This is a genomic window from Nocardioides sp. InS609-2, assembly GCF_023208195.1.
In the GTDB taxonomy this organism is placed as follows: domain Bacteria; phylum Actinomycetota; class Actinomycetes; order Propionibacteriales; family Nocardioidaceae; genus Nocardioides.
Genome location: NZ_CP060034.1, coordinates 3,153,716 through 3,179,780, shown reverse-complemented (window position 1 = coordinate 3,179,780; position 26,065 = coordinate 3,153,716). Strand labels below are relative to the sequence as shown.

Sequence of the window (26,065 nt, the reverse complement as noted above, 5' to 3'; positions counted from 1 at the left end):
GAACAGGCCGCCCACGGGCGGCCTGTCGTCATTTCGGCAGCAGGTCTCCGCGGGCGCACACACCCACGGAGAACCTCATGACCACACTCTCGCTCATCAAGCCCACCGGCCACCTCACGCTCGGCAACCTGCTCGGCGCACTGCGCCCGATGGCCGAACGGCAGGACGACGCCTTCTACGGCATCGCCGACCTGCACGCCCTCACGGTGCGGCACTCCCCGGCCACCCTGCGCGCGCTGACCGACGAGATCGCGACGCTGATGCTCGCCGTCGGTCTCGACCGCTCGACGCTGTTCGTGCAGAGCAGGGTGGCGGCGCACACCGGGCTGGCTTATGTCCTCGAATGCACGGCGTACACGGGTGAGCTGAACCGGATGATCCAGTTCAAGGAGAAGGGTAGAGGCGTCGACTCGACGCGTGCGTCGCTCTACACCTATCCGGTGCTGATGGCGGCCGACATCCTGCTCTACCGACCCGAGCAGGTGCCGGTCGGCGACGACCAGCGCCAGCACGTCGAGCTCACGCGTGACCTGGCGATGCGCTTCAACGCGACGTACGGGCCGGTCTTCACGGTGCCGGAGATGACGGCGCCGCCGGCCGGGGCGCGGGTGATGTCGCTGTCTGACCCGACAACCAAGATGGGCAAGAGCCACGACGACGCGGCCGGTGTCGTCCACCTGCTCGACCCGCCCGACGTCGTACGCCGCAAGGTCTCGCGCGCGGTCACCGACTCCGACGTCGGCGCCGATGCCGTGCGGCCCGACCGGGAGGCCAAGCCGGGCGTCACCAACCTGCTCGAGATCCTCACCGCGTGCGGGGGCTCGGCGACCGGCATCACGACGTACGGCGCGCTGAAAGCCGCCGTCACCGACGCGGTCGTGGCGGCGCTCGACCCGATCCAGAAGGCGCACGCCGACCTGGCCAGCGACCCCGGGCATGTGCAGTCGGTCTTTGCAGCAGGTGAGCAGCGCTGTCGCGACGTCACCGCTCCGGTGCTCGCCGCTGCCCAGGCCGCGATCGGCCTCTAGCGTCGGTGGTCGCGCGCGAACTCGACGAGGCCCGCGCTGCGGCAGCGACCTGGACACGCACCATCCGCACACCCCCAGAAGTGGTCATGCGCTGGCCCCGGTACGCCGCTAGTTTCAGGCCACACTCGACCCGTTGGGAGGTCGGGCACCACAACTCGTTCGGGGGCGCCGATGTTCGAGTCGGTCCCCGTCCCCCACCAGCCGCGCAGCAAGACGTCGCCAGCGGAGTCCGGCAAGCACCGCGCCGACGCAGACGCAGACGCCCAGACCGCTGACGCGACCCAGGCAGTTCCCGGTCCTGTGGGGACTCCCGGAGGGACGGGCGAGCCACCCCCGCCGCCCTCGCCGCCGGCCGCTGCGCCCCTCGACGAAGCAGCCTCTGTGGTTGCGGCCGACGCGCAGCATGTCCGGCCGACCATCGCGTTCGTCATCGCCCTGGTCGCCCTCCTCTTCTTCGCACAAGCACAGACACCGCGCGTGGTGGTCCTGGCGGTGTTCGTCGTCTACGTCGCCATCGCCACGCTGTGGGTGCGCGAGCAGTACGCCGAATCGCTGGCAGGGCAGCTCACCGCCCCGACCTTCACGTTCGTGAAGTGGGCCCTCCTCGTCGTGGTCGTCGTCATCGGTGCCGGGCTCCTCTACGATCTCGTCCACCCCCCGGTGCCTGAGAGCTGGAAACTGCGGCCCAGCACCTTCTACCTCGCCGGCATCCTGGGCGTGTACTTCATCCTCGGGTACACCCTCGCCCGCAACCGTGCCCTCATCGACGACGAACCCGGCCCCGGGAAGGGGCTGCGCTGGCGCCTTCGGAAAGTCCGCGCCTCCTTCAAGGCGCTCACCGTCACCCTGCTCCTCGTCGGCGCCGTGTTCGCCGCCGGGCTACTGCTGCTGGGACGCGACCTGAACTGGGTCGCGGCCCCGCTTGTCGCGGTGGCCGTCTTCGCGTTCCCGTGGGTCGCCAGCCTGATGTCCGAGCACGCCATCCGGCACTTCACCGTCAACGGCGCGGACCGTCGCATCCTCGCCATGCTCATCGGCGGCGTCATTGCGATCGCCAGCCTCGTCACCGTGCGGCTCGTCACCGGGAACACCGTCGCAGTCCTGGGCATGGCCGGCCTGCTGCTCCTCATCTTCGCGCTGGCCTCCTTCACGCTCGCGGACATCGCCGTCGTCCTCGCCGTCGTCGCCCTCATGGGGCTCACCCCCCGCCAGGACAAGGAGCTCCCGGCACCACCAGCCGCCGAGGGCAACCAGGTGCTCGTCTCGCTCGGAGACTCCTACATGTCCGGTGAAGGCGCCGGCACGTTCATCGTCGGCACCGACGAAGGCGACGCGAACGAGTGCCGACGCGCCAGGACCGCCTGGGCTCCCCTGGCCGGATCCCAACCGCCGTTCGACGGGGTGGTCTTCCTGGCCTGCTCGGGCGCCGACACCTACAACATCCGGCGCACCATCGGGTTCCCGCAGAAGCCGGCCCCGGCGCCGGCTACCGGTGAAGAACTCACCCAGCTCGAGGCGTACGACCTCATCGCGCCGCACATCCCCGAACCGGCCCTGGTCGTGCTGTCCATCGGAGGGAACGACGCCGGGTTCGCCTCCATCGGCCTCACCTGCCTGGCACCCGGAGACTGCAACGACCCCGAGCCGGAACGACTGTGGAGCGACGGGAACCTCGACCGGGTCGAGAACCGGCTCCGGCAGACCTACGAAGAGGTCGCCTCTACATTCGCGGAGTCACCCGTTGCGGTCGTGCCCTACCCATCCCCGATCGACGCGGACAACGCACCGTGCCCTGAAGCAGACTTGTCGGAAGGCGACGTCCAGTTCATCGGCGACTTCCTCACCAAGCTCAACGACCGCATCAGGGCCGCCGCCCGCGACTACGGCTTCTACGTCGTGGAGAACACCACCACCGCCCTGACCGACAGCGACCTGCGGCTGTGCGACCCGGACAACAACGGCCGGCCCGGCCTGAACTTCATCGGCCTCCGTTCCGTCGGTGGCCTCGCCGGGCAACGGTTCAACCCGACCCAGTGGCACCACAACAGCCTCCACCCGAACGAGCGTGGCCACGCCGCCCTCCACGTCGCGTTCCAACGCTGGCTCGAAACAGCCGGCGGCCTGGACAAGCTCGTGAAGGTCAAGGACCGCATCAACCCCGACCGCCTTCCCCCGGTGTCGGAGAAGGACACGAACGTGGCCGGGAAGTGCTGGACCTTCGACATTGAAGGTGACGACGGGTGCAAGGCGCAAAGCGAGAACTGGGCCGCTCGCTCCGCCGCGGCAGCCGTCCTGCTGTGGGGCATCCCGGTCGCCCTGGTGCTCCTCATCGCGTGGGTCGGCTCTGTCGCGTTCTTCGGGTGGCGCCGAAGCGAAGCCGCCCGACGCCGCGACGAGGAGCTCTCCGCGGGCGACGTCGAAGCCTGAGCGGCTCGGAAGGAACGCCAGTCGAGCCGGGGCGTTGTGGCTCGAGACTGCCTGGTCAAGCCCGTCTATTCGTCGCGCGCTGACAGTCGGTTCGAACAGCCCCTTGCTCCGCCTCCCGCGCGTGGCATGGGGAGGGTCCAGCCTGAGTGCGAATGAGTCAGAGTCGATGGTGTGCGATGAGCGCCCGTGCCTGCCAACTGCTCTGCGTGGTCGCGGCGATGCCAACGCCGGCGGCCCACCTGCCTGAACGGCACCCGTCCAACGGCTGCTTGTTTTCCTCAACCCGTCGGAGACAGCCCACGAACCAGAGCCGCCGGGTGAATTGAACATGTTCAAAAGATGGCCTACAGTTTGGACCACAAGAAATTGAACACGTTCAACAATGAGAAACGGAGCTCAACCATGGACTGGACCGTCGGCGCCTACCTCGCCTACCTCGCCGTGACCATCCCGCTCGTCGTGTGGGTCGCGCGCACCCTGTCGCGGCACGGCAAGGTCTTCCTCGCCGACGTCTTCGCGGGCAACGACACCCTCGCCGAGGCCGTGAACACGCTGCTGGTGGTCGGCTTCTACCTGCTGAACCTCGGCTTCGTCAGCCTCTACCTGCGGATCGACGCACCCGTCCCCGACCTCGGCGGGCTGGTGGAGACGCTCAGCGTCAAGGTCGGCGTCGTGACGCTGACCCTCGGCGCACTCCACTTCGTCAACGTCTACGTCTACGTCTTCAACGCGATCCGTCGCCGCAGCCGGATGGAGTCGCTGCGCAGCGCCCCGGTCGCGCCGCAGGGCTACCTGCCCCCGGCGCAGCAGTACGGCGCCGCCTACCCCGCGCCGGGCCGTGCCTGAGCGCCGCGTCGAGGGGCTGACCGTCCTGTACGACGCCGACTGCCCGCTCTGCACGCGCTTCCGTGGCTGGCTGATGACGCAGGCACTGATCGTGCCCCTCGACCTGGTCGCGGCCGGCTCGGACGAGGCCAGGCGGCGGTTCCCGTCGCTCGACCACGCGCGCACGCTCGAGGAGATCACGGTGGTCGGCGGCGACGGCTCGGTGTGGACGCACGAGCACGCCTGGGTGATGTGTCTCTGGGCGACCCGGGCGCACCGCGGGCTGGCCGAGCGGCTGTCCACCCCGCGCTGGCTGCCGCTGGCCCGCGGCGCGGCGTACTCCGCTGCCGGACTGCGGTCGCTGCTCGGCAGTAGCCCGGCTGTGGGAGGTGACTACCCTGAACGCTGTGCCGGAACCTGCCGCCCGATCGCCCAAGGCTGAGCAGACCCGCGGCGCGATCGTCGACTCGGCGCTGCGGCTCTTCCGCAGCCAGGGCTACGACAAGACCACGATGCGCTCGATCGCCAGCGACGCCGGCGTCTCCTTGGGCAACGCCTACTACTACTTCGGCTCGAAGGAACACCTGATCCAGGCGTTCTACGACCAGATGCAGGTCGCGCACGCGGCCGCCGCGGCCGACGTACTGGCTCGCGAGTCTGCCTTCGCGCCCCGGCTCGCCGGCGTGCTGACCAGCTGGCTCGAGGTGGCCGAGCCCAACCACGAGTTCGCCGGGCAGTTCTTCCGCAACGCCGCCGACCCCGCGAGCCCGCTCTCGCCGTTCAGCCCCGAGTCGGCTTCGGCCCGCGACGCGAGCATCGAACTCTTCCGCACGCTCGTCGACGGCTCCGACGTCAAGCTCGCGCCGGCCCTGCGCGCCGAGCTGCCCGAGCTGCTGTGGCTCGCGCAGATGGGCATCGTGCTGTTCTGGGTGTACGACGCGAGCGAGCGCCAGCGACGCACCCGGCTGCTCGTCGAACGGATCGTCCCGATGCTCGACCGGCTGGTCCGGCTCTCGCGACTGCCCGTCGTACGCGGTGTGGTGGACGACCTCATCGGGCTGCTGGCGACGCTGCGGAAGGTCTGACCCCTCGCATGCGAGCCGTGATCTTCGACCTCGACGACACCCTTGTCGACCAGAGCTCGGCCGCCCGGACGGCCGCCATCGCATGGGGTCGAGACCGCGGCGCCGCCGGCGAGGACGACGACCTGGCGCGTCGCTGGTCCGAGATCTCCAATCCCCACTACGCGCGCTACCAGCAGCGTCTGGCCACGTTCGAGGAGCAGCGTCGGGCCCGAGTGCGCGAGTTCCTGCCGCACCTCGACCTGCGCGACGACGCCGTGGCCGACCGTGAGTTCGACGCCTACCTCGACCTCTACGTACCCGCGTGGGCCTGTTTCCCCGACTCGGTCCGGACCCTGCGTCGCGTGCGCGCGGCGGGGCTGCTTGCCACGGTCCTGACCAACGGCGACCACGAGCACCAGACGCTCAAGCTCGAGCTGGTCGGGCTCAGCAATGAGGTCGACGCGTTGTTCACCTCCGACCAGTTCCCGCTCGGCAAGCCCGACCCGCGCCCGTTCCTCGGCAGCTGCGCCCGGCTGGGGGTCGCGCCCTCCGAGGCGGTGATGGTCGGCGACTCGGTCACCGACGACGTCGAGGGTGCGATCGCGGCCGGCCTGGCCGGCGTACTCCTCGATCGGCGGGATCGACACCCCGACACAGAGCACACCAGGATCAGGTCGCTCGACGACCTCGATGTGTGTGCCGGTGCCAGACTGGAGACATGAGCACCCCACAGGTCAACCCGTCGGCGCTGCGGCTGGAGTTCCCGCAGTCGCTCGCCGTCTACGCGACGTACGCCGAGGCGCAGAAGGCGGTCGACCACCTCTCCGACAAGGAGTTCCCGGTCGAGAACTGCATGATCGTAGGCACCGAGCTCAAGCAGATCGAGCGCATCACGGGCCGGCTCACCTACAGCCGGGTGGCAACGCTCGGCGCACTGTCCGGGCTCTGGCTCGGCGCATTCGTCGGACTGCTCTTCGCGGTCTTCGTCGACGGCAACGTGCTGGCGATGCTGATCTCGACGGCGCTCGCGGGCCTGCTCTTCGGCGCGATCTGGGCGATCCTCGGCTACGCCGCGACCCGCGGGCAGCGCGACTTCTCCTCGGTCAAGGCTGTGGTGGCCACGCGCTACGAGGTGCTGGTCGAGCACAAGCACCGCGAGCAGGCGCGCGAGATCCTGGCTGCCGAGCCCGGGCTGCTGCCCGACCCATACGCGAGCTAGCGGCAGCTACTTCTTCTGGCGCCGGCTGCCGGCGTGCCAGTCCTCCTGCACCCCGGTCTCTCCCGGCGAGACGCCGAAGGACGGCAGCTGCGGCTGTTCGCGCAGACTGCGCTTGAGCTCGGCGAAGCCCGGGAACGTCGCCAGGCCGACGACGTGGTCCCACAGCTCGCCTGCCTGCTCGGGCGTGGGGAGCCGGCTGATGACCGGGCCGAAGAACGCCGCACCCTCGGGCGGCGCGATGTGGAGGATGGGCGTGCCGACGTCCTTGCCCGTCAGCGCGAACGCCTCGTCGGTCTCGGCCTGGATCTGGTCGTCGCGGCTCTGGTCGTCGAGGTGTTGCACCAGGTCTGCCGGCAGGCCCACCTCGGCGAGGGCGTCGGTGAGGATGGCAGCGGCATCCGCGGCGTCCCGCCCCGGTGCTCCCTCAGTCTCGAAAATGCGAGTGCCCAGCGCCTCGTAGAGCCGGGCCACTGCCTCCGGACCGTGCTCGTCGCGCACATGGGCGCAGGCCCGCAGCAGGCGGAGGCCGAAGGTGTGCCCGGCTTCGTACTCCGGCGGGAAGTGCGCGTCGTAGTCGACGTCCTTGTTGATCAGCCGCAGTGAGATGAACCGCCACTCGACGTCGTACGCGCGTTGCTCCTGCACCAGCCGGACCCACTTGCTGGTCATCCACGCGAACGGACAGGTCGGGTCGAACCAGAAGCGAACGTCGGGCCGGGTCGCGGTCGTCATCTAGCCAGCATGGCACTGGACTGGTTCCCGAGCCGTACGAGTCCGGGCTAGATGCCCTCGGCCAACGCCCGTGAGCGATCGCGCGCGGCCTCCATCGCAGCGAGGAACGCCGCCCGCACCCGATGGCTCTCCAGCTCGCGCAGCGCTGCGGCGGTGGTGCCCGCTGGCGACGTGACCTGCTCACGCAGCACCGTCGGGTGGGTGCCGGTCTCGCGGAGCATGACGGCCGAGCCGACCAGGGTCTGTACGACGAGCTCGGTCGAGGTCGCACGGGGCAGGCCGAGGTGCACGCCGGCCTCGATCATGGACTCGACGACGTAGAAGATGTAGGCCGGGCCGGAGCCGGAGATCGCGGTGACCGCGTCCATCTGCTTCTCGGGGACGCGCAGCACCTTGCCGCACGACGCCATCAGCGACTCCGCCTCGACCAGGTGCGCGTCGTCGCAGTGCGAGCCGGGCGAGATGGCGGCCATGCCCTCGTCGACGAGCGCCGGAGTGTTGGGCATGACGCGTACGACGGCCACGCCGTCGGGCACGCGCGCCTCGATGAACGCCGTGGTGATGCCGGCCGCGAGCGAGACGATGAGCTGGCCGGGGCGCAGCTCGGGCGCGATCTCGGCGAGCAGGTCGCCCATGTCCTGCGGCTTCACGACGAGAGCGAGGGTCTCGGCCTTGCTGGCGGCTTCGCGGTTGCTGACGACGGCGACGCCGTAGCGCTCCTCGAGCTCGCGGGCCCGGTCGGGTCGCTTCTCGCCGACGAGCAGGTTGTCGACGCGACGGCCGGCCCGGACGAGACCGGAAAGCAGGGTCTCGCCCATCACTCCGGCGCCGAGGATCGCGGTCTGGGTCATCGGACTACTTCTTCGAGACCAGGGAGCGGACGAACATGGCGAGATTCTGCGGCTTCTCGGCCAGGCGACGCATGAGGTAGCCGTACCACTCGGTGCCGTAGGGGATGTAGACGCGCACGGTCTCGCCGCTCTCGGCCAGCCGCTTCTGCTCCTCGGGACGGATCCCGTAGAGCATCTGGAACTCGTAGGTGCCCTGGGCACGGCCGTAGCGGCTGGCGAGGCTGGACCCGATCTGCACCATCCGCGGGTCGTGGGTGGCGATCATCGGGTAGCCGTCGCCGGCCAGCAGGACCTTGAGGCAGCGCACGTAGGACTTGTCGATCTCGACGCGCGACTGGAACGCGACCTCCTCGGGCTCGAGGTAGGCGCCCTTGCACAGCCGCACCCGCGAGCCCTCGTAGGCCAGCGCCTTGCAGTCGGCCTCGGTGCGGAAGAGCGAGGCCTGCAGCACGGCACCGGTCTCGGGGAAGTCCTTGCGCAGCTCGCGGAGGATCTGCAGCGTCGAGTCGGTGGTCTTGTGGTCCTCCATGTCGAGGGTGACCGTGGTGCCGGCGTTGCGGGCCGCCCGGCAGATGGCGCGGGCGTTCTCGAGGGCGATCTTGTGGCCGCTGTCGGGCAGGAACTGACCCACCGCCGACAGCTTCACGCTGACCTCGGCCTTGCGCGACAGACCGCGCGCGGCGAGCTGCTCGAGAAGGTCCTTGTACGCCGCCACGGTCGCGTCGGCCTGCCCGGCGTCGAGCACGTCCTCGCCGAGGAAGTCGAGCGTCGCGGTGAGGCCGTCCTCGACGAGCCCCGCTGTCGCGTCGGCCGCCGACCCGGTGCTCTCACCGGGGACGTAGCTGGCCACGATGCCGGACGAGACGGGCATCGTGGAGATGAGCTTCTTGACCTGTTCCGACCGGGCGAGCAGCAGGATCGGCTGACGGAGCAACGACATGCACAGGAGATTACGCCGTACGTCTCCGCAAGGTGACAGCACCAAGGCCAAGGCCGGCGACCGCGAAGCACGCGACGATCGCGACGTCCTGCCACACCTCGCCGGAGCTCGCACTCGACACCAGGTGCTGCATCGCGTCGACGGCATACGAAAGGGGCAGGACGTCGCTGATCGTCTCGAGTACGTCGGGCAGCTGGGGCCGCGGGACGAACAGCCCGCACAGCAGGATCTGCGGCACCACGACCGCCGGCATGAACTGCACCGCCTGGAACTCCGTCTGCGCGAACGCGCTGACGAACAGACCCAGCGCCGTGCCGAGCACCGCGTCTGCGACGGCCACGGTGGTGAGCAGCCAGACCGGGCCGGTGATGTCGAGCCCGAGCAGCCCGACGCTGACGCCGACCGCGAGGGCCGACTGGACCGCGGCGACCAGCCCGAATGCCACGGCAAAGCCGAGGAGGAAGTCGAGGCGCCCCATCGGCATCGCGAGGAGGCGTTCGAGGGTGCCGCTGGAACGTTCGCGCAGGGTCGTGACGCTGGTGACGAGGAACATCACGATGAAGGGGAAGAGGGCGAGCAGGCCCGGACCCACCCGGCTGAACGTGCCGCCCGGGGTGTCGTTGAACATCCACCACAACAGGGTCATCAGCAGCGTCGGGAGCACGACGAGCATCGCGAGGGTGCGGTGGTCGCGCCGGATCTGGGTGAGTACCCGGCCGGCTACGGCGAGAGTGATCCGGGGGTTCATGCCGCCTCCACAATTTTCAGGAACGCGGCCTCGATGTCGTCGGAGCCGGACCGTTGCTTGATCTCCGCAGGTGTGCCGTCGGCGATGATCTGGCCGTCGCGCATCAGCAGCAGCCGGTCGCAGCGGTCGGCCTCGTCCATGACGTGGCTCGACACGAGCACCGCGGTGCCGGCGTCGGCGAGGCGGTGGAAGAGCGCCCACAGGTCGCGGCGAAGCACCGGGTCGAGGCCGACGGTTGGTTCGTCGAGGACGAGCACGTCGGGCTTGCCGAGCAGCGCGACCGCGAGGCTGGCCCTCGACCGCTGGCCTCCGCTGAGCGTGCCGACGGTCTGGTCGCGGTGGCCGGCCAGGTCGACGGCGCCGATCGCATCGTCGATCCCGGCCGTGCCGATGCCCAGCACCCGGGCGAAGAAGCGGAGGTTCTCGGCGATCGAGAGGTCGTCGTACACGCTGGCGGCCTGGGTGACGTAGCCGACGCGGTCGCGCAGCGTGCTGTCCCCGGCGGGCGTGCCGAGGATGGTGACGGTCCCGCTGCGGACCTGCTGCACGCCGACGATCGAGCGCATCAGCGTCGACTTGCCGCAGCCGCTCGGGCCGAGCAGGCCGGTCACACCGGGGGTGACGTCGAGGGAGATGCCGGGGAGTACGTCACGGCCGCTGCGGACGACGAGCAGGTCGTGTACTTCGATGACGTTATTCATCATGTGTTGAATTATGCGCTGCGTGCCAGGGTCTGGCAAGGGGGCGCGGTCCGGAGCATGCTGGGATCTCCACCACACTCCGGGAGGGCGCGATGCCGATCGTCACTCAGGTGAAGGTCCACCAGCCTGTCAAGAACCAGCTCGTCGGCCGCGGGTTCGTGGTCGCGGGCGTCGGTGCGGGCTTCGAGGGCACGATCGGGTTGCGCGTCCTCGACTCCCGCGGCCTCGAGCTCGCCACCGGCTCGGCCCAGTCGGCCGGTGGGATGACCGGGATCGGCGAGTTCAGCGCAACGCTGGAGATGGCGTCCCCACCCCGCAACGGCACGACCGTCACCCTCCAGGCGTTCGGCGACAACCCCGGGCTCCCCGACGAGGGACCGGCACCGGGATTCGACCTCGTCGAGGTGCCGGTCATCGTGTTCCCGGGCCTGCGTGGCTGGTTGCTCTACCGCGTGGTCCGCGGCGACACGCTCTCGTCGATCCGCCGCCAGCTCCGTCCGTTCACGAAGGCGACCGTTGCCCACATCGTCGCCGCAAATCCGCGGATCGACGACCCAGACGTCATCAGGGTGGGGTGGAAGCTGCGGGTGCCGCAGCTCGACTGAGGATCGTCAGGGCAGGGGGCCCGTGAGGTAGCGCTGGATCGTCGGGGCGTACGTCGCCACCACCTGCTCTCCGCTCATCGATGCGAGCGGCTCGACCTGCAGCACGTAGCGCATCAGGATCAGCCCGATCACCTGGCTGGCCACCAGCGACATCCGGTGCTCAGGCCGGTCGATGCCGAGCGCCACCCCGATGGGTTCGATGACGACTGGCAAGAAGCCGTCACTCAGCAACCGGTGCCCCGCGGGATCCATCACCGCTCTCGCCACCGCCAGCAATGAGGGCCGCACCTCCGGGTCGTCCCACACCGAGAGGAACGCGGTGAGGAACCGCTCGGCCGCGCCGTCGGGTCCGCCGGCAACGACAGGTGCCACGACGACCCGGGGGTCGATGGGTATCTCGAGCGCGGCCAGGAACAGGTCGTCCTTGGTGCCGAAGTAGTGGTGCACCAGCGCCGGATCGACGCCGGCGCCCGTGGCGACGCCGCGGATCGTCGTACCCCGGAAACCCTTCTCGGCGAACGACGCCTGCGCCGCTTTCAGCACCGCGGCGCGGGTGTCGGGGGCGCCCGGGCGACGGCCCCTCGACGCGGGTCGAGCGCGAGCTGGCATGGCGACGAGAGTACGCCGACGTGCTCGAGGCCAGGCCGACGCTCGGCACTGAACCGTCCACGTCACTGAACGGACCAATAGGCGCTCCGGAGCGCTGGGCCAGGCGTGAAGGCAGCCGGCGCCCAGCCCCATTGGTCCGTTGGTTGACGAAAACTGCCGCTACCGGGCGGGGACCGCGAAGTGCGCGCGGGCGAACTCGAGGGACTCGCGCAGGTCAGCCTCGCGTTCGGCTCGGGTGGTGCAGCGGCGGGTGTTGATCTCGACCACGATCTGGCCGTCGAAACGGGCCGCGGCCAGGTGGGCGAGGAAGTCGGCGGCGCCGGTGGTGCCGCGGCCGGGCACGAGGTGCTCGTCCTTCGCCGTGCCGACGCCGTCGGTGAGGTGCACGTGCTTCAGCCGCTTGCCCATCCGGTCGGCCATCGCGATCACGTCGGAGCCGGCGATGGAGGCGTGGGAGAGGTCGAGGGTCATGTGGGCGTAGGACTCCTCGGAGGGGTCCCAGCCGGGGACGTACATCTCCATCGCCTTCGAGACGCGCGGTCGCGAGGAGGCACGCCACGGGTACATGTTCTCGACTGCGAAGGCGATGCCCGTCGACACCTCCAGGGCAGCGATGCCGTCGACGAAGCCGGCGGCGTACTCCTTCTGCCAGCGAAACGGCGGGTGTACGACGACCGTCGAGGCGCCGAGCTCGGCCGCCATCTCGGCGGAGCGTTCCAGCTTGCCCCAGGGTTCGGTGCCCCAGACCCGTTGGGTGAACAGCAGGCAGGGTGCGTGCACCGCGACGACGGGCAGGCCGTGGTGCTCGGAGAGCTGGCCGACCGCGGTCTTCTGCTGCGAGAGCGAGTCGATGCCGACCATCACCTCGATCGCGTCATAGCCGAGGGAGGCGGCGTACCCGAAGGCGTGCGCCGTCGACTCGGGGTAGACCGAGGCGGTCGAGAGGCTGATGGAGACGGTCACGGGACCCTGATCTGGTCGAGGCGTTCGAGGATCACGCCCTCGCGCAGCGCCCAGGGGCAGATCTCCAGCTCGCCGAGGTCGAAGATGTCCATGACGGCCTCCGCGACGAGTGCGCCGGGCACGATCTGATGGGCGCGGCTAGGCGAGACGCCAGGCAGGTCAGCAAGCTCGGCGGGCGGCATCGCCCTCAGCTTCGGGATCCACTCGGCCAGCGCGGCAGCAGGCAGACTGCGCGCGACCAACGGGCCTTCGCCTGAAGACGCGGCCCCGCAGATGCGTGCCAGGGAGCGGAAGGTCTTCGACGTCGCGGCCGCTCGATCGGGCCGGCCGGCACGCAGCAAGTGCCCGGCGTCGCGGGCGATGTCGGCGCGGATCTGCCTCCGCAGCCGGCGGATGGCGTCATCGTCGGGCGTCGCACTCCCGAACCACTGGCGGGCCAGCCGTGCTGCACCCAGCGGCAGCGACCAGGCGACGTCGGGGTTCTCGTTGGTGCCGCCGGCGATCTCGAGCGACCCGCCACCGATGTCGAAGACGGCCAGCCGGCCGGCCGACCACCCGAACCAGCGGCGTACGGCGAGGAAGGTCAGCCGCGCTTCGTCCTCGCCGGACAGCACCTCGATGACGGTGCCGGTGCGGTCGGCGACATGGGCGAGCACTTCGTCGGAGTTGACGGCATCGCGCACCGCGGAAGTGGCGAAGGCGAGCATCTCCTCGCAGCCCTTGTCCTCGGCGACCGACATCGCCTCGGCCGTGAAGCCGGTCAGCGCGTCGATGCCCTCGGTCGTGACGGCACCGGCGGCGTCGAGGTGCTCGGCCAGCCGCAGCGGCTGCTTGTGGGAGTACGCCGGGAGCGGGGCTGCGCCGCGGTGGGCATCGACCACGAGCAGATGCCCCGTGTTGGAGCCGATGTCGAGGACGCCCAGGCGCATGGGTCCAACCTAATGGACGCTAGGTTGACGTAGTGCCTGAAGTGGATCCAGTCTTCCCGCGCGCCTTCGTCGAGTTCGCCGATCCGGCTGACGATTCCCAGACGTTCCGGTGCGACCTGACGTGGCTGACGTCGAGCTACATGTGCATCTTCGGGCAGGGCTGCCAGGGCATCTACGAGGGTTCGCCCGACACCGGCTGCTGCACGCTCGGCGCGCACTTCTCCGACAAGGCCGACGAGAAGCGGGTCGCCGGGTACGTCGCCCAGCTGACGCCCGAGCAGTGGCAGTTCCACCCCGGCCGGAAGGTCAAGAAGTCCGACTGGGTCGAGGTCGACGACGACGGCGACCGCAAGACCCTGGCCATCGAGGTCGACGGGCAGAACGGCTGCGTCTTCCACAACCGCAGCGACTTCGCGACCGGCGCCGGCTGCGCGCTGCACGGGCTGGCGCTGGAGCAGGGTCGCAACCCGCTCGAGACCAAGCCCGATGTGTGCTGGCAGCTGCCGATCCGGCGGACGTTCCGCACGGTCGAGCGGCCCGACGAGACGTCGTACACGGAGGTCAGCATCGGTGAGTACGACCGGCGTGGCTGGGGGCCGGGCGGGCACGACCTGGACTGGTACTGCACGGCCAACACCGAGGCGCACGTCGCGCCCGAGCCGCTGTACATCACCAACGAGCCCGAGCTGACCGAGCTGATGGGTCCGGCTGGGTACGCCGAGCTGGCGAGGCACTGCGAGGCGCACCTGCGGTCCCGGTCACTGCTGGCGATCCACCCCGCCGACCCTCGCTGAGGACGAAGCAACCGGAGGTTTGACGTCGTTCCTCACGGTTTGAGTGCGTTGCGCAACTACGGCAGAGCGAAGGGATCCCCAGCTGACCGGGTATCACGACAGAAAACCCGCCGAGACTTCTCGACATCAAGACACCCGACCCCAGTGTCAAGGCGACCGACCACGCGGAACAGAATGCAGTCATGCGCCTGGACCACCTCTCGTTCGCCGCCGGACCCGACGGCCTCGCCAGCACCGCCCAGCGCCTGGGGGAACTTCTCGGCAGGGACTTCACCGATGGTGGAGTCCACCCGCGCTTCGGCACTCGCAACATGACCCTGCCGCTCTCCGAGGGCACCTACCTCGAGATCGTCGAGGTCCTCGACCACCCCGCCTCCGACAAGGCCCCGTTCGGGCAGGCCGTGCGTGCGCGCTCACTGCTCGGTGGCGGCTGGCTCGGCTGGTGTGTGTCGGTCGACGACATCCACGAGATGGAGCAACGCCTCGGCCGTGAAGCCGTCAAGGGCAATCGGCACCGCCCCGACGGCACCGAGCTGCTGTGGAAGCAGATCGGCGTCAACGGCCTGATCAGCGACCCGCAGCTGCCGTTCTTCATCCACTGGGAGGTGCCCGCCGAGCTGCACCCCGGCCACGGCGCCGACGGTGAGTACTCCCTCGCCTGCCTCGAGATCGCCGGTGACTCCCAGCGGGTCAGCGAGTGGCTCGGCCAGTCGGTGGAGCAGCCGCTCGAGGACGTCAAGGTCGACTGGGTCGCCCCGAACGGCGCCCCCGGCATCATCGCCGCGCAGATCCAGACCCCCTCGGGTCTCGTCCGCATCTGATGCTCGACGGGGCCATCCCGAGCCCCAACATCTGGCACCACACGGCGACGTACGAGCTCGAGAACCGCGCCGCAGACCCGCACGGCCTCATCCTCGACGCGATGCATTCGGTGACGGACTGGGCCGGGCGTGACTTGCTCGACCTCGGCTGCGGCACCGGGTTCCACCTGCCCCTCTGGGCTGGTACGGCGCAGCGCGTCGTCGGCATCGAGCCGCACCCCGACCTCGTGGGGCTGGCCCGCCGTCGTACACGCAGGCTGGAGAACGTCACTGTCATGTCCGGCCTGGCCGAGGCCATTCCGCTGCCCGACGCCAGCGTCGACGTCGCGCAGGCGCGCTGGGCCTACTTCTTCGGCCCCGGCTGCGAGCCCGGGCTGGCCGAGCTCGACCGGGTCGTACGTCGCGGCGGCACCGCCTTCGTGATCGACAACGACGCGCGGCGCTCGACCTTCGGGGGCTGGTTCCGGCGCGGCTACCCGATGATCGACCCCGACGAGGTCGAGCGGTTCTGGTCGACGCACGGCTGGACCCGCCTCGCCGTCGACATGGGCTGGCGGTTCGAGACCCGGGCCGACCTCGAGAGCGTCGTACGCATCGAGTTCACGCCCGCGCTGGCCGACGAGCTCCTGGCCGCTCACGAGGGCACCGACGTCGACTACGCGGTCAACGTCTGGTGGCGCCGCTTCTGAGCTGAGTCAGTAGTTCCCGAAGCTGATGACGGGGGCGGGGCCGAACATCGGATCCGCGTCCGGGGCCAGGGTCAGCTGGACCTTGGTGCCCGCCTTCTCGCAGGCACCAGTACTGACCGTGCACCGCACGACCTGGATGGTCTGCTTCCCGGCGGTCTCTCCGTCGTTCAGGGGAATGAGGAGCGCGTCGTCGCTCTCCCAGCCAGCGGCGCCCAGCCACTCGAAGTGGTCATCGGCCAGCACGTCGCCCGGAGCGTCGAACGACGTCCACTCGCCGTTCTGGACGTCCCAGAGCTCCGGAAGGTCGTCGGTCAACAGCCAGCGACCGTCGGGCGAGAGGTCCAGCGACTCGCCCAGGTAGCGCCCCAGGCAACCGGTCGCACCCTTCAACCACTTCGCGTCGCGCAACGCGTACGACGTGGTGCACGTGTTCTGCTTCTCGCCATAGTCGTAGGTCATCGCGAGACCTGCCGTGCCGCCGGCACTAGAGCGCACATCGCTGCCGGGAGCCCCGAGCCGGACCGTGGAGCCGTCAGGGCGCAGCAGCCACTCGGTGCCCATCCCCTCACTCGTGGGAACCCCTGAGTAGACGAGACCCTCGTCGCTCCAGCCGGCGATGACCAGCGAGTTCGCATACTTCAGACTCGGGCGTTCGAGCAGCAAGGGGTCGTGCGGGATATCGGTGAGGTCGTCGGTCACGACGTCGACGACGCGATTGCCGTAGGCCACTTCCCGCCCGTCTGGCGAGACGAAGGCGACGCCAGTGCCGCCGTTCACCTCGTCCGGGTACGGCGCGAGCGGGCGTAGCGCTCCGTCCGCGGACAGAACCGCAGGCGCCAGCTCGGGGGCATCGGTGCGCAGCATGACCAGCCAGCCACCCACCACCCGCTGTGCGGGGCGGGCCGTGTCGACCCGGCCGTCCACGACGACCCGGGTCTCGCCGTCCCTGAGTCCGTCGTCGGTCCACATCGGCAGGGCAGGCATCGGCCCTTGCGGCAGGGAACGTGCCCACTCCAGCTGTGCGGACGGCACCTTCGACGCCGGGTCGCTGGCAATCCGTCGTCCACCTTCGGAGCCGAGCGCCGGCACGAGCATCGCACCAGTGAACGCCGCGACCGCGCCGCAGGCGATCAACGTCCCGGTACGACGCCGGCGCCGTTGGCGCCCCAACCGCAATGCCTCGTGGGCGAACCCGACAGGTGCCTCGACCGCGCGGGTCACGTTGAAGAGGTCGCGCTTCATGCGTTCCTCGAGCTGGGTGTCCATCGTGTCTCCTCCTTCACGTCCTCGTCGGCCTGAATGGCCGTGCGCAGCGCCGCGATGCCCCGCGACGCATGGGCCTTGACCGAGCCCTGGCTGCAACCGAGCGTCCGGGCGATCTCGGCCTCGGAGAGGTCCTCGTAGTAGCGCAGCACCAAGACCGTCCGCTGCCGTGGTGACAGCGAGGCGAGCAGCTGCCACACGGCTTGGCGATCCCCAACGACATCTGCCGCGCCGGCTGGGCGATGCGTCGTCTCGGGCACCTCGTCGACGAGCACCTCGGGCCGGCGGGCCCGACCACGGGTGCGGTCGATCGCGGCCCGCGTCATCGTCGTGCGGACGTAGGCCTCCTGCGCTCCTTGCCTGCGGATCCGCCACCACGCGACGTACGCCTTGGCGAGGGCCCCCTGCACGAGATCTTCTGCCGCATGCCGGTCACCGGCCGTCAGCAGGGTCGCGGTCCGCAGCAGGGCCGACGAGCGCGCCTGCACGAACTCGACGAAGTCTGCGTCCTTGTCCACCGAGATCCTTTCCTTGGTCCTCAGTGGAAGAGACGACGGCGGGGTCGGCGCGGTTGACACCGCACGGTCAGCTCGAGCCGCGCACCGTCAGCGTCGGCGTGAGCAGCACTCCCGGCTGGGCGACCGGCGGAGTGGCAAGCAGTCCTTGCAGGGCCTGCACGATCTCGACAGCGACGTCCTCGAGCGGCTGCCGCACCGAGGTGAGCCCCGGTGGCACGACCTGGGCGACCTGCGAGTCGTCGAAGCCGACCACGGCAACGTCGCGCCCGGCGACCAGGCCGCGGTCGGTGAGGGTGTGCAGCACGCCCATCGCGAGGGTGTCGGAGGCGCACACGAACGCCGACGGCTGGGCCTCGTCGAGGAGTACGGCGCTGGCGCCACGCCCGCTGCCGATGGTGTCCTCGACCCGGCTCGCGAGCCCCGTCGTACTCAGGCCGCGGGAGTGCATGGCGTGCAGCCAGCCGGCGCGCCGGTCCTCACCGATGAAGGAGTCCTTCTTCCAGCCCATCCAGGCGATGCGTGTGTGGCCCTTGTCGAGCAGGTGGTCGGTGGCCATCGCGGCGCCGGCCGCGCCGTCGACGTCGACCCAGGCGTGGGTGGCGTCCGGATCCTCCCAGGGGCGGCCGAAGGCGACGAACGGCGCCCGCTGCCCCGTGAGCCACGCGGCTTGGGGCGCGCCCAGGTAGGTGTCGGTGACGATGAAGGCGTCGACCGCGGTCGAGCGCAGCAGGTGGTCGTAGGCCGACAGCGGCTCGGTGTCGTCGTCGGCGAAGAGCAGCACGTGGTAGCCACGCTCGGCCGTCGCCTCGACCAACGAGTGCACGAACCGGTCCATCAGCGCGTTGGCGGTGCCCTCCTGAGCAGGCGTGAAGCGGAGCCCGATCAGGTGGGAGGAGCGAGTGCGCAGGCTGCGGGCCGCGCGGTTGGGTGAGTAGCCCAGCTCGTCGATCGCCGCACGCACCCGCGCGAGGGTGTCGGGGCGTAGGAGGTCGGGGTTGTTCACCGCGTTGGAGACCGTCTGCCGCGAGACGCCGGCGCGCTCGGCCACGTCAGCAAGTGTCGTCGGGGCGACCGGTTGGTTGCCGATGGCTCGGCTCGCCCTCAGCTCCGGATGCGACATCCCCGACTCCTTGATCGTTCCAAAAGCGTCGTCAGCATAACCCTGCGCGTCCTCATCGGGAGTGTCGGTGGCCTCGCCTACCGTGCGGTTCATGAGCAAACAGCCACGGGTCCGGGCCGCCTACCGCTGCTCTGAGTGCGGGTGGGAGACCGGCAAGTGGGTGGGCCGCTGCGGCGAGTGCCAGGCGTGGGGCTCGGTCGCCGAGGCCGCCGCCCCGACCATGCGGGCCGCCGCCACGCCCGTCACGACCCCGGCCGTGCCGATCGGCCAGGTGTCGGTCAGCGAGTCCGCCTTCCGCACCAGCGGGGTGCCCGAGCTCGACCGGGTCCTCGGCGGCGGGCTGGTGCCCGGCGCCGCGATCCTGCTGGCCGGTGAGCCCGGCGTCGGCAAGAGCACGCTGCTGCTCGAGGTGGCCGCCCAGACCGCGCGCGCCAAGGAGCGTGTCCTCTATGTCACCGGTGAGGAGTCCGCCTCCCAGGTCCGGCTGCGGGCCGACCGCACCGGTGGCGTGCACGACGAGCTCTACCTCGCGGCCGAGACCGACCTCGGCGCCGTGCTCTCCCACATCGAGCAGGTCCGGCCGACACTGTTGGTCGTCGACTCGATCCAGACCATCGGCGCCTCCGGGCTCGACGGCGCGCCGGGCGGCGTGACCCAGGTCAAGGAGGTCGCCGCGGCGCTGATCCGGGTGGCCAAGACCCGCAACATCACCACGGTCCTGGTCGGCCACGTCACCAAGGACGGCACCATCGCGGGCCCGCGTGTCCTCGAGCATGTCGTCGACGTGGTGCTGCACTTCGAGGGCGACCGCAACTCCCGTTTCCGCATGGTCCGCGCGATGAAGAACCGGTTCGGCCCCGTCGACGAGGTCGGCTGCTTCGACCTCTCCCCCGAGGGCATCCGCCCGGTCAGCGACCCGACCGGCCTGTTCGTCGAGCACCACCACCAGCAGGTGCCCGGCACCTGCGTGGCGGTGACGATGGAGGGTCGCCGGCCGATGCTGGCCGAGGTGCAGGGTTTGGTCACCCCGAGTGCGGCCGAGCGCCCGCGTCGTACGACGTCCGGCGTCGACTCCTCACGCGTCGCGATGGTGCTCGCGGTGCTGCAACAGCACGGCGGCATCCGCCTGCATGCCCACGACGTCTTCGTGTCCACCGTCGGCGGCGCCAAGCTGCACGACCCCTCCAGCGACCTCGCCGTCGCGGTGGCGCTGGCGAGCGCGACGTTCGGTGTGCCCGCGCCGACCGGCGTGGTGGCGATGGGTGAGATCGGGCTTGCCGGCGAGCTGCGGCGAGTGCGCGACCTGCCCCAGCGCGTCGCCGAGGCAGCGAGGCTCGGCTTCAAGGTCGCGGTGGTGCCCAGCGAGCGCAAGAGCGCAGCCGGGCCCCGCTCGCCCGAGAGCTGGACCGTCGACGGCATGCGGGTTCTCGACGTCCCCGACGTCGTCTCGGCGTTGCGACTGCTGCAGGTGACGAAGCCGGAGAAGGCCCACCTGCGTCCCCTAGACTGACGCCGCGACGCGCCCGGTCCGGGCAACACCAAGCGCCGCATCGACGTGGGACGGGGAGCACCGTGGTCGGCACCGAACGCTCGGAGGAGACGCTGCGCCTGCGCGCGACACTGGCGTCTATCGCGCCGGGCACCCCGCTGCGGGACGGCCTGGAGCGCATCCTGCGCGGCCGCACCGGCGCGCTGATCGTGATCGGCCAGGACAAGCTGGTCGAGTCGATCGCCACCGGCGGCTTCGTGCTCGACGTGCCCTTCACCGCCACCGGCCTGCGAGAGCTGGCCAAGATGGACGGCGCGATCATCCTCGACCGCGACATCACCCGCATCCAGCGTGCGGCGGTGCACCTGATGCCCGACCACACGATCCCCTCCGAGGAGACCGGCACCCGGCACCGCACCGCCGAGCGGGTGGCCAAGCAGACCGGGTACCCGGTCATCTCGGTCAGCCAGTCGATGCAGATCATCGCGGCGTACGTCGGCGACACCCGGCACGTCCTCGAGGAGGCCGGCCAGATCCTCTCCCGCGCCAACCAGGCTCTGGCGACGCTCGAGCGCTACAAGCTGCGCCTGGACGAGGTGTCTTCGACGCTGTCGGCACTGGAGATCGAGGACCTCGTCACCGTCCGCGACGTGGCCGTGGTCGCCCAGCGGCTCGAGATGGTCACCCGCATCGCGCGCGAGATCGAGGACTACGTGCTCGAGCTCGGCACCGACGGCCGGCTGCTCTCGCTCCAGCTCGAGGAGCTGGTGACCGGCGTCGACGCCGAGCGCGAGCTGGTGATCCGGGACTACCTGCCCGGCGGGCGACGAGGTCGCTCACCCCAGGAGCTGCTGGCCCAGCTCGAGGCGCTCTCCCCCACCGACCTGGTCGACCCCGGCTCGGTGGCCCGGGCGCTCACGCTCGGCAGCGGCGAGCACCTCGACGGTGCCGCCGCCCCGCGCGGCTACCGGCTGCTGGCCAAGGTGCCGCGGCTCCCCAGCACCGTCGTCGACCGGCTGGTCGAGCACTTCGGCGGACTCCAACAGCTGCTCTCCGCCGGCATCGACGACCTCCAGGCAGTCGAGGGCGTGGGCGAGCTCCGGGCCCGCAGCGTGCGCGAGGGACTCTCCCGGCTGGCCGAGTCGAGCATCCTCGAGCGCTACGTCTGACGTCGTACTCGGGCGGTAGTCCGGGGCAAAATGTACGTCCCCAGGCTCAACAGCGCACGGTTTGCCCCGGACTATCCCGACTTCCGATATCGGTCACTCGCCGTTCGGCTCGACCGCGCCCGAGGGCTCGCCGGAGGCGCCGCCCTTCTTGGCCTTCGCGTCGGGCATCGGCTGGACGGTCTTGGTGACCGTCACCGGCGACGGCACGCCGAGCTCGAACTGCACGTCGACCGGTTCACCGGCGTACGTCGCGGCGAGCACGTGGTACCACCCGGCATCGACCCAGTCGGCCTTCGAGCAGTCCTCGTCGGAACGCCGTCCGCTCCAGGTCGCCGGGATCGAGGTGTCGTAGTCGCGGTAGAGCGTGACGTCCTGGGTTGGGATCGACTTGGGGCACTCGCGGCTGGCCCAGATGTCGTCGTCGCCCGAGGTGATCTTCAAGGTGACGGTGTCGGCCGAGACCTGCCAGGTGCAGGCGGGCGTCACCTTGGTGCGGAAGTTCAGCACGAACTGCACCTGGCCACCGCCTTGCGCACCGGCGACGGTCGGCGTGACGACGACGTCCTCGTTGGTGCAGACACCGGTCGCGGTCGGCAGCACCGGCGCCTCGGGCGTCTTTTCGACCGGCTTCGCATTCTTGCCGTTCTTCTTGCCGGCGGGCTCGGACGGCGTCTCGTTGGTGGACTCGGTCTGTGACGGTGCCGGAGCGCTGTCCTGCAACTCGGCCGCAGCCTGCTCTGCCTTCGGAGTCTCGGACTTCGCGTCGGAGCCGCCGCCCAGCACCCGCGCGATGCCGAACACGAGGAGGAACACGACGCCGAGGAGCAGCAGTCGCCGCGTCCAGTAGACCCGAGGGGGCAACGGACCCTTCGGCGAGGTCAACGCGGTCATGCCGTCACGCTAGCCAGCGGGGCGCTCGCGATCGGGTTGCCACTCCGGGGGCCGTACCATCGGCCGCGATGAGCGACCTGCACGCGCCGATCCTGCGGTGGTACGGCGACCACCAGCGCGACCTCCCGTGGCGGGGGCCCGAGGCGAGTGCCTGGTCGGTGCTCGTCTCCGAGTTCATGCTCCAGCAGACCCCCGTCGTCCGCGTCCTCCCCGTGTACGACGCGTGGCTGGTGCGGTGGCCCGAGCCCGCCGACCTGGCCGCCGAGCCGGCAGGCGTTGCCGTGCGCGCGTGGGGCCGCCTCGGCTACCCACGCCGCGCCCTGCGCCTGCACGCAGCAGCCCAGGCGATCGTCGAGCGACACGGCGGCGCCGTGCCTGCGGCGTACGACGATCTGCTGGCGCTGCCGGGTGTCGGTGACTACACCGCCGCCGCGGTGGCCAGTTTCGCGTTCGGGCAGCGACACGTAGTGCTCGACACCAACGTCCGCCGGGTCTTCGCCCGCTCGGTAAGTGGCCTCGAGTTCCCGCCGGCGTCGGTGACCCGGGCCGAGCGCGACCTTGCGACCACCCTCCTGCCCGACGATGAGTCCACCGCGGCGACCTGGGCGGTGGCGGTCATGGAGCTCGGCGCCATCGTCTGCACAGCCGCCAGTCCACGATGCGGCGACTGCCCGATCGCCGACCAGTGCACGTGGCGCGCGGCCGGCTTCCCGGCGTACGACGGCCCGCCGCGTCGCGGGCAGGCCTGGGCCGGCACGGACCGTCAGTGCCGCGGCCGAATCATGGCCGTGCTGCGCGAGACCGAGGGCTCGGTGCACCGCTCGCGACTCGACGTCGTGTGGGCCGACGATGACCAGCGGGTCCGCTGCCTCGCGTCCCTGATCACCGACGGGCTCGTGGTCGAGGCGGCGGCCGAAAGCTACGCCCTGCCCTGAAATGACGAACGGCCCATCCCGCTGCGGGGATGGGCCGTCCTTCAGCTTGCGATCACTCGGCCTTCGGCACGTCGATGGGTCCGGCGCTGTCGTCGGGCCCTTCGAGCGGCGGCAGCTCAGCGTCCGAGACGTCGGCCGAGACGTCAGCCGTCTCGAACGGCGGCATGTCGGGCAGCGCGTTGACCTTCTGGCCGTGGAACGTGAACGTCGCGGTCGGGCCTTCGCCCTCCACGTCTACCAGCACGATCTGACCGGGACCGATCTCTCCGAAGAGCATCTTCTCGGCCATGATGTCCTCGATCTCGCGCTGGATCGTGCGGCGCAACGGCCGCGCACCCAGCACCGGGTCGAAGCCCCGCTCGGCCAGGAGATTCTTGGCCGACTGGGTCAGCTCGAGCTGCATGTCACGGTCCTTCAGTCGCAGCTCGACCGCAGTGATCATGTTGTCCACCATCGAGACGATCTGCTCGCGTGACAGCGGCGGGAACACGATGATCTCGTCGACACGGTTGAGGAACTCCGGGCGGAAGTGCTGCTTGAGCTCGTCCGACACCTTCGCCTTCATCCGGTCGTAGGAACCCGCGGCGTCACCCGACTGCTGGAAGCCCAGGCTGACGGACTTGTTGATGTCACGCGTGCCGAGGTTGGTCGTCATGATGATGACGGTGTTCTTGAAGTCGATGACCCGGCCCTGCGAGTCGGTCAGGCGACCTTCCTCGAGGATCTGCAGCAGGCTGTTGAAGATGTCGGGGTGGGCCTTCTCGACCTCGTCGAACAGCACAACCGAGAACGGCTTGCGCCGCACCTTCTCGGTGAGCTGGCCGCCCTCTTCGTAGCCGACGTAGCCGGGAGGCGAGCCGAACAGCCGCGACACGGTGTGCTTCTCGCTGAACTCGCTCATGTCGAGCTGGATCAGCGAGTCCTCGTCGCCGAATAGGAACTCTGCGAGCGTCTTGGACAGCCACGTCTTACCGACACCGGACGGGCCGGCGAAGATGAACGAACCACCGGGACGCTTGGGGTCCTTCAGGCCCGCACGAGTACGACGGATGGCCCGGCTGAGCGCCCTGACGGCCTCTTCCTGGCCGATGACGCGCTTGTGCAGCTCGTCCTCCATCTTGAGCAGCCGGGTCGACTCCTCCTCGGACAGCTTGACGATCGGGATGCCGGTCGCAACCGCCAGCACCTCGGCGATCAGCTCCTCGTCGACCTCCGCGACCTCGTCCATGTCGCCCGCGCGCCACTGCTTCTCACGCTCGGACTTCTTGAGGATCAGCTGCTTCTCCTCGTCGCGCAGGCGCGCGGCGGCTTCGAAGTCCTGGCCGTCGATCGCGCCTTCCTTGCGCCGACGGACCTCGTCGATCTTGTCGTCGTACTCACGCAGGTCGGCAGGCGCGGTCATCCGGCGGATGCGAAGGCGGGAGCCGGCCTCGTCGATGAGGTCGATGGCCTTGTCCGGCAGGAACCGGTCGGAGATGTAGCGGTCGGCCAGCGTCGCCGCCGAGACCAGGGCCTCGTCGGTGATGGTGACGCGGTGGTGGGCCTCGTAGCGGTCACGCAGGCCCTTGAGCATCTCGATCGTGTGGGCGATCGACGGCTCGGCCACCTGGATCGGCTGGAAGCGGCGCTCGAGGGCGGCGTCCTTCTCGAGGTACTTGCGGTACTCGTCGAGGGTGGTGGCACCGATCGTCTGGAGCTCGCCGCGCGCCAGCATCGGCTTGAGGATCGAGGCCGCGTCGATGGCGCCCTCGGCCGCGCCGGCGCCGACGAGGGTGTGGATCTCGTCGATGAACAGCACGATGTCGCCGCGGGTGCGGATCTCCTTGAGCACCTTCTTGAGGCGCTCCTCGAAGTCACCGCGGTAGCGGCTGCCCGCCACGAGCGCACCCAGGTCGAGCGTGTAGATCTGCTTGTCCTTGAGCGTCTCGGGCACGTTGCCCTTGACGATGTCCTGTGCCAGGCCCTCGACGATCGTCGTCTTGCCGACACCGGGCTCACCGATCAGCACCGGGTTGTTCTTCGTACGCCGGGAGAGGATCTGCATGACCCGCTCGATCTCCTGCTCGCGACCGATCACCGGGTCGAGCTTGCCCTCGCGGGCAGCCTGGGTGAGGTTGCGGCCGAACTGGTCGAGGACCAGCGAGGACGACGGCGCCTCGGCGCCTGCCGCGCCGGAGCTGGCACCGGCAGCCGTGGACTCCTTGCCCTGGAAGCCGGAGAGCAGCTGGATGACCTGCTGGCGGACCCGGTTGAGGTCGGCGCCGAGCTTCTGCAGCACCTGGGCGGCAACTCCCTCGCCCTCGCGGATCAGCCCGAGCAGGATGTGCTCGGTGCCGATGTAGGAGTGGCCGAGCTGCAGCGCCTCGCGCAGGGACAGCTCGAGCACCTTCTTGGCGCGCGGCGTGAAGGGGATGTGGCCGCTGGGGGCCTGCTGGCCCTGGCCGATGATCTCCTCGACCTGGGCGCGCACTGCCTCCAGGGAGATGTCGAGCGACTCCAGCGCCTTGGCAGCGACGCCTTCGCCCTCGTGGATGAGGCCGAGCAGGATGTGCTCGGTCCCGATGTAGTTGTGGGAGAGCATGCGGGCCTCTTCTTGGGCCAGCACGACCACCCGACGGGCTCGGTCTGTGAACCGCTCGAACATGTGCGCTCCTCGCCTCCGTGAGGCAGTGGGAAAAACCTTCGTCGAACCCGCGACTTCGTCAGTTGTGGGTCACTGAGTCCAACTCGCGGTC

27 protein-coding genes are annotated in these 26,065 nt (G+C 69.9%); 14 read left to right on the top strand and 13 right to left on the bottom strand.

Annotated elements, in window-relative coordinates; genetic code table 11:
- Positions 1 to 77: 77 nt before the first annotated feature.
- The 7 genes from trpS (at position 78) to H4Q84_RS16410 (ending at position 6,563) form a co-directional block, all read left to right on the top strand.
- Entirely contained in the window at positions 78 to 1,028 is a 951-nt protein-coding gene (gene trpS, locus H4Q84_RS16440; protein ID WP_248580161.1) for a tryptophan--tRNA ligase, read from the top strand.
- Between the two features lie 171 nt (positions 1,029 to 1,199).
- Positions 1,200 to 3,455: an SGNH/GDSL hydrolase family protein gene (locus H4Q84_RS16435; RefSeq protein WP_248580160.1), complete on the top strand. Its 2,256-nt coding sequence runs from the start codon at positions 1,200 to 1,202 to the stop codon at positions 3,453 to 3,455.
- A gap of 402 nt (positions 3,456 to 3,857) precedes the next feature.
- The gene (locus tag H4Q84_RS16430; RefSeq protein WP_248580159.1) at positions 3,858 to 4,301 is read left to right on the top strand and encodes a hypothetical protein; all 444 of its coding nucleotides are present in this window, start codon (positions 3,858 to 3,860) and stop codon (positions 4,299 to 4,301) included.
- The gene (locus H4Q84_RS16425) at positions 4,294 to 4,722 is read left to right on the top strand and encodes a DCC1-like thiol-disulfide oxidoreductase family protein (RefSeq protein WP_248580158.1); all 429 of its coding nucleotides are present in this window, start codon (positions 4,294 to 4,296) and stop codon (positions 4,720 to 4,722) included. Before H4Q84_RS16430 ends, H4Q84_RS16425 begins: the two co-directional genes overlap by 8 nt.
- A complete protein-coding gene (locus H4Q84_RS16420) occupies positions 4,688 to 5,365 on the top strand; it encodes a TetR family transcriptional regulator (protein WP_248580157.1) in 678 nt (225 codons plus the stop codon). Before H4Q84_RS16425 ends, H4Q84_RS16420 begins: the two co-directional genes overlap by 35 nt.
- A gap of 8 nt (positions 5,366 to 5,373) precedes the next feature.
- A complete protein-coding gene (locus H4Q84_RS16415; RefSeq protein ID WP_248580156.1) occupies positions 5,374 to 6,066 on the top strand; it encodes an HAD family hydrolase in 693 nt (230 codons plus the stop codon).
- Positions 6,063 to 6,563: a general stress protein gene (locus H4Q84_RS16410; RefSeq protein ID WP_248580155.1), complete on the top strand. Its 501-nt coding sequence runs from the start codon at positions 6,063 to 6,065 to the stop codon at positions 6,561 to 6,563. The genes H4Q84_RS16415 and H4Q84_RS16410 overlap by 4 nt, the downstream gene beginning before the upstream one ends.
- Positions 6,564 to 6,569: 6 nt before the next feature.
- Here H4Q84_RS16410 and H4Q84_RS16405 read toward each other — a convergent pair whose 3' ends face one another.
- The 5 genes from H4Q84_RS16405 to H4Q84_RS16385 are packed head-to-tail and all read right to left on the bottom strand — an operon-like array spanning position 6,570 to position 10,538.
- On the bottom strand, positions 6,570 to 7,295 hold the full coding sequence (locus tag H4Q84_RS16405; RefSeq protein ID WP_248580154.1) for a hypothetical protein: 726 nt from the start codon (positions 7,293 to 7,295) through the stop codon (positions 6,570 to 6,572).
- Between the two features lie 47 nt (positions 7,296 to 7,342).
- The gene (gene proC, locus H4Q84_RS16400; protein ID WP_248580153.1) at positions 7,343 to 8,146 is read right to left on the bottom strand and encodes a pyrroline-5-carboxylate reductase; all 804 of its coding nucleotides are present in this window, start codon (positions 8,144 to 8,146) and stop codon (positions 7,343 to 7,345) included.
- 4 nt (positions 8,147 to 8,150) lie between these two features.
- A complete protein-coding gene (locus tag H4Q84_RS16395; protein WP_248580152.1) occupies positions 8,151 to 9,086 on the bottom strand; it encodes a proline dehydrogenase family protein in 936 nt (311 codons plus the stop codon).
- Positions 9,087 to 9,096: 10 nt separating this feature from the next.
- Complete coding sequence (locus H4Q84_RS16390; protein ID WP_248580151.1) at positions 9,097 to 9,834, bottom strand: ABC transporter permease; 738 nt, start codon at positions 9,832 to 9,834, stop codon at positions 9,097 to 9,099.
- Positions 9,831 to 10,538, bottom strand: coding sequence for an ABC transporter ATP-binding protein (locus tag H4Q84_RS16385; RefSeq protein WP_248580150.1), 708 nt, complete (start codon positions 10,536 to 10,538; stop codon positions 9,831 to 9,833). Before H4Q84_RS16385 ends, H4Q84_RS16390 begins: the two co-directional genes overlap by 4 nt.
- An 89-nt stretch (positions 10,539 to 10,627) precedes the next feature.
- On the opposite strand from H4Q84_RS16385, the gene H4Q84_RS16380 reads away from it, so the two are divergent.
- Entirely contained in the window at positions 10,628 to 11,140 is a 513-nt protein-coding gene (locus H4Q84_RS16380; RefSeq protein WP_248580149.1) for a Gmad2 immunoglobulin-like domain-containing protein, read from the top strand.
- 6 nt (positions 11,141 to 11,146) lie between these two features.
- On the opposite strand, the gene H4Q84_RS16375 is transcribed toward H4Q84_RS16380, so the two are convergent.
- The 3 genes from H4Q84_RS16375 to H4Q84_RS16365 form a co-directional block, all read right to left on the bottom strand.
- Positions 11,147 to 11,749, bottom strand: a complete 603-nt coding sequence (locus H4Q84_RS16375) for a TetR family transcriptional regulator (protein WP_248580148.1) — start codon at positions 11,747 to 11,749, stop codon at positions 11,147 to 11,149.
- 159 nt (positions 11,750 to 11,908) lie between these two features.
- The gene (locus H4Q84_RS16370; RefSeq protein WP_248580147.1) at positions 11,909 to 12,712 is read right to left on the bottom strand and encodes a sugar phosphate isomerase/epimerase; all 804 of its coding nucleotides are present in this window, start codon (positions 12,710 to 12,712) and stop codon (positions 11,909 to 11,911) included.
- Positions 12,709 to 13,641: a Ppx/GppA phosphatase family protein gene (locus H4Q84_RS16365; protein ID WP_248580146.1), complete on the bottom strand. Its 933-nt coding sequence runs from the start codon at positions 13,639 to 13,641 to the stop codon at positions 12,709 to 12,711. The genes H4Q84_RS16370 and H4Q84_RS16365 overlap by 4 nt, the downstream gene beginning before the upstream one ends.
- A gap of 32 nt (positions 13,642 to 13,673) precedes the next feature.
- On the opposite strand from H4Q84_RS16365, the gene H4Q84_RS16360 reads away from it, so the two are divergent.
- The 3 genes from H4Q84_RS16360 (at position 13,674) to H4Q84_RS16350 (ending at position 15,945) form a co-directional block, all read left to right on the top strand.
- Positions 13,674 to 14,435 (top strand): hypothetical protein, encoded by a 762-nt coding sequence (locus H4Q84_RS16360; protein ID WP_248580145.1) that lies wholly within the window; start codon positions 13,674 to 13,676, stop codon positions 14,433 to 14,435.
- Between the two features lie 182 nt (positions 14,436 to 14,617).
- On the top strand, positions 14,618 to 15,256 hold the full coding sequence (locus tag H4Q84_RS16355) for a VOC family protein (protein WP_248580144.1): 639 nt from the start codon (positions 14,618 to 14,620) through the stop codon (positions 15,254 to 15,256).
- Positions 15,256 to 15,945, top strand: a complete 690-nt coding sequence (locus H4Q84_RS16350) for a class I SAM-dependent methyltransferase (protein ID WP_248580143.1) — start codon at positions 15,256 to 15,258, stop codon at positions 15,943 to 15,945. Before H4Q84_RS16355 ends, H4Q84_RS16350 begins: the two co-directional genes overlap by 1 nt.
- 6 nt (positions 15,946 to 15,951) lie before the next feature.
- On the opposite strand, the gene H4Q84_RS16345 is transcribed toward H4Q84_RS16350, so the two are convergent.
- The 3 genes from H4Q84_RS16345 to H4Q84_RS16335 all read right to left on the bottom strand — a co-directional run bounded on the left by H4Q84_RS16345 (position 15,952) and on the right by H4Q84_RS16335 (position 18,939).
- Positions 15,952 to 17,211, bottom strand: a complete 1,260-nt coding sequence (locus H4Q84_RS16345; protein ID WP_248580142.1) for a hypothetical protein — start codon at positions 17,209 to 17,211, stop codon at positions 15,952 to 15,954.
- On the bottom strand, positions 17,184 to 17,726 hold the full coding sequence (locus H4Q84_RS16340) for a SigE family RNA polymerase sigma factor (RefSeq protein ID WP_248580141.1): 543 nt from the start codon (positions 17,724 to 17,726) through the stop codon (positions 17,184 to 17,186). The genes H4Q84_RS16345 and H4Q84_RS16340 overlap by 28 nt, the downstream gene beginning before the upstream one ends.
- A gap of 67 nt (positions 17,727 to 17,793) precedes the next feature.
- Positions 17,794 to 18,939, bottom strand: a complete 1,146-nt coding sequence (locus H4Q84_RS16335) for a LacI family DNA-binding transcriptional regulator (protein WP_248580140.1) — start codon at positions 18,937 to 18,939, stop codon at positions 17,794 to 17,796.
- Here H4Q84_RS16335 and radA point away from each other — a divergent pair.
- Both radA and disA read left to right on the top strand, forming a co-directional pair.
- Entirely contained in the window at positions 18,938 to 20,356 is a 1,419-nt protein-coding gene (gene radA / locus H4Q84_RS16330; protein ID WP_248580139.1) for a DNA repair protein RadA, read from the top strand. The two genes, H4Q84_RS16335 and radA, sit on opposite strands and share 2 nt — an antisense overlap.
- Positions 20,357 to 20,418: 62 nt before the next feature.
- On the top strand, positions 20,419 to 21,504 hold the full coding sequence (gene disA, locus H4Q84_RS16325; RefSeq protein WP_248580138.1) for a DNA integrity scanning diadenylate cyclase DisA: 1,086 nt from the start codon (positions 20,419 to 20,421) through the stop codon (positions 21,502 to 21,504).
- Between the two features lie 93 nt (positions 21,505 to 21,597).
- On the opposite strand, the gene H4Q84_RS16320 is transcribed toward disA, so the two are convergent.
- Positions 21,598 to 22,395, bottom strand: coding sequence for a hypothetical protein (locus H4Q84_RS16320; RefSeq protein WP_248580137.1), 798 nt, complete (start codon positions 22,393 to 22,395; stop codon positions 21,598 to 21,600).
- A gap of 68 nt (positions 22,396 to 22,463) precedes the next feature.
- Between H4Q84_RS16320 and H4Q84_RS16315 the strand changes: the two genes are divergently transcribed.
- Positions 22,464 to 23,330, top strand: coding sequence for an A/G-specific adenine glycosylase (locus tag H4Q84_RS16315; RefSeq protein ID WP_248580136.1), 867 nt, complete (start codon positions 22,464 to 22,466; stop codon positions 23,328 to 23,330).
- 52 nt (positions 23,331 to 23,382) lie between these two features.
- On the opposite strand, the gene H4Q84_RS16310 is transcribed toward H4Q84_RS16315, so the two are convergent.
- On the bottom strand, positions 23,383 to 25,974 hold the full coding sequence (locus H4Q84_RS16310; protein ID WP_248580135.1) for an ATP-dependent Clp protease ATP-binding subunit: 2,592 nt from the start codon (positions 25,972 to 25,974) through the stop codon (positions 23,383 to 23,385).
- Positions 25,975 to 26,065 lie beyond the last annotated feature (91 nt).

Bases quoted from the DNA above. Each gene is read 5' to 3' on its own strand.
- trpS (WP_248580161.1), top strand. From the start codon at position 78: ATGACCACACTCTCGCTCATCAAGCCCACCGGCCACCTCACGCTCGGC.
- H4Q84_RS16435 (WP_248580160.1), top strand. From the start codon at position 1,200: ATGTTCGAGTCGGTCCCCGTCCCCCACCAGCCGCGCAGCAAGACGTCG.
- H4Q84_RS16430 (WP_248580159.1), top strand. From the start codon at position 3,858: ATGGACTGGACCGTCGGCGCCTACCTCGCCTACCTCGCCGTGACCATC.
- H4Q84_RS16415 (WP_248580156.1), top strand. From the start codon at position 5,374: ATGCGAGCCGTGATCTTCGACCTCGACGACACCCTTGTCGACCAGAGC.
- H4Q84_RS16410 (WP_248580155.1), top strand. From the start codon at position 6,063: ATGAGCACCCCACAGGTCAACCCGTCGGCGCTGCGGCTGGAGTTCCCG.
- H4Q84_RS16405 (WP_248580154.1), bottom strand. From the start codon at position 7,295: ATGACGACCGCGACCCGGCCCGACGTTCGCTTCTGGTTCGACCCGACC.
- proC (WP_248580153.1), bottom strand. From the start codon at position 8,146: ATGACCCAGACCGCGATCCTCGGCGCCGGAGTGATGGGCGAGACCCTG.
- H4Q84_RS16395 (WP_248580152.1), bottom strand. From the start codon at position 9,086: ATGTCGTTGCTCCGTCAGCCGATCCTGCTGCTCGCCCGGTCGGAACAG.
- H4Q84_RS16390 (WP_248580151.1), bottom strand. From the start codon at position 9,834: ATGAACCCCCGGATCACTCTCGCCGTAGCCGGCCGGGTACTCACCCAG.
- H4Q84_RS16385 (WP_248580150.1), bottom strand. From the start codon at position 10,538: ATGATGAATAACGTCATCGAAGTACACGACCTGCTCGTCGTCCGCAGC.
- H4Q84_RS16380 (WP_248580149.1), top strand. From the start codon at position 10,628: ATGCCGATCGTCACTCAGGTGAAGGTCCACCAGCCTGTCAAGAACCAG.
- H4Q84_RS16375 (WP_248580148.1), bottom strand. From the start codon at position 11,749: ATGCCAGCTCGCGCTCGACCCGCGTCGAGGGGCCGTCGCCCGGGCGCC.
- H4Q84_RS16365 (WP_248580146.1), bottom strand. From the start codon at position 13,641: ATGCGCCTGGGCGTCCTCGACATCGGCTCCAACACGGGGCATCTGCTC.
- H4Q84_RS16355 (WP_248580144.1), top strand. From the start codon at position 14,618: ATGCGCCTGGACCACCTCTCGTTCGCCGCCGGACCCGACGGCCTCGCC.
- H4Q84_RS16350 (WP_248580143.1), top strand. From the start codon at position 15,256: ATGCTCGACGGGGCCATCCCGAGCCCCAACATCTGGCACCACACGGCG.
- H4Q84_RS16345 (WP_248580142.1), bottom strand. From the start codon at position 17,211: ATGGACACCCAGCTCGAGGAACGCATGAAGCGCGACCTCTTCAACGTG.
- radA (WP_248580139.1), top strand. From the start codon at position 18,938: ATGAGCAAACAGCCACGGGTCCGGGCCGCCTACCGCTGCTCTGAGTGC.
- H4Q84_RS16335 (WP_248580140.1), bottom strand. From the start codon at position 18,939: ATGAACCGCACGGTAGGCGAGGCCACCGACACTCCCGATGAGGACGCG.
- H4Q84_RS16320 (WP_248580137.1), bottom strand. From the start codon at position 22,395: ATGACCGCGTTGACCTCGCCGAAGGGTCCGTTGCCCCCTCGGGTCTAC.
- H4Q84_RS16315 (WP_248580136.1), top strand. From the start codon at position 22,464: ATGAGCGACCTGCACGCGCCGATCCTGCGGTGGTACGGCGACCACCAG.
- H4Q84_RS16310 (WP_248580135.1), bottom strand. From the start codon at position 25,974: ATGTTCGAGCGGTTCACAGACCGAGCCCGTCGGGTGGTCGTGCTGGCC.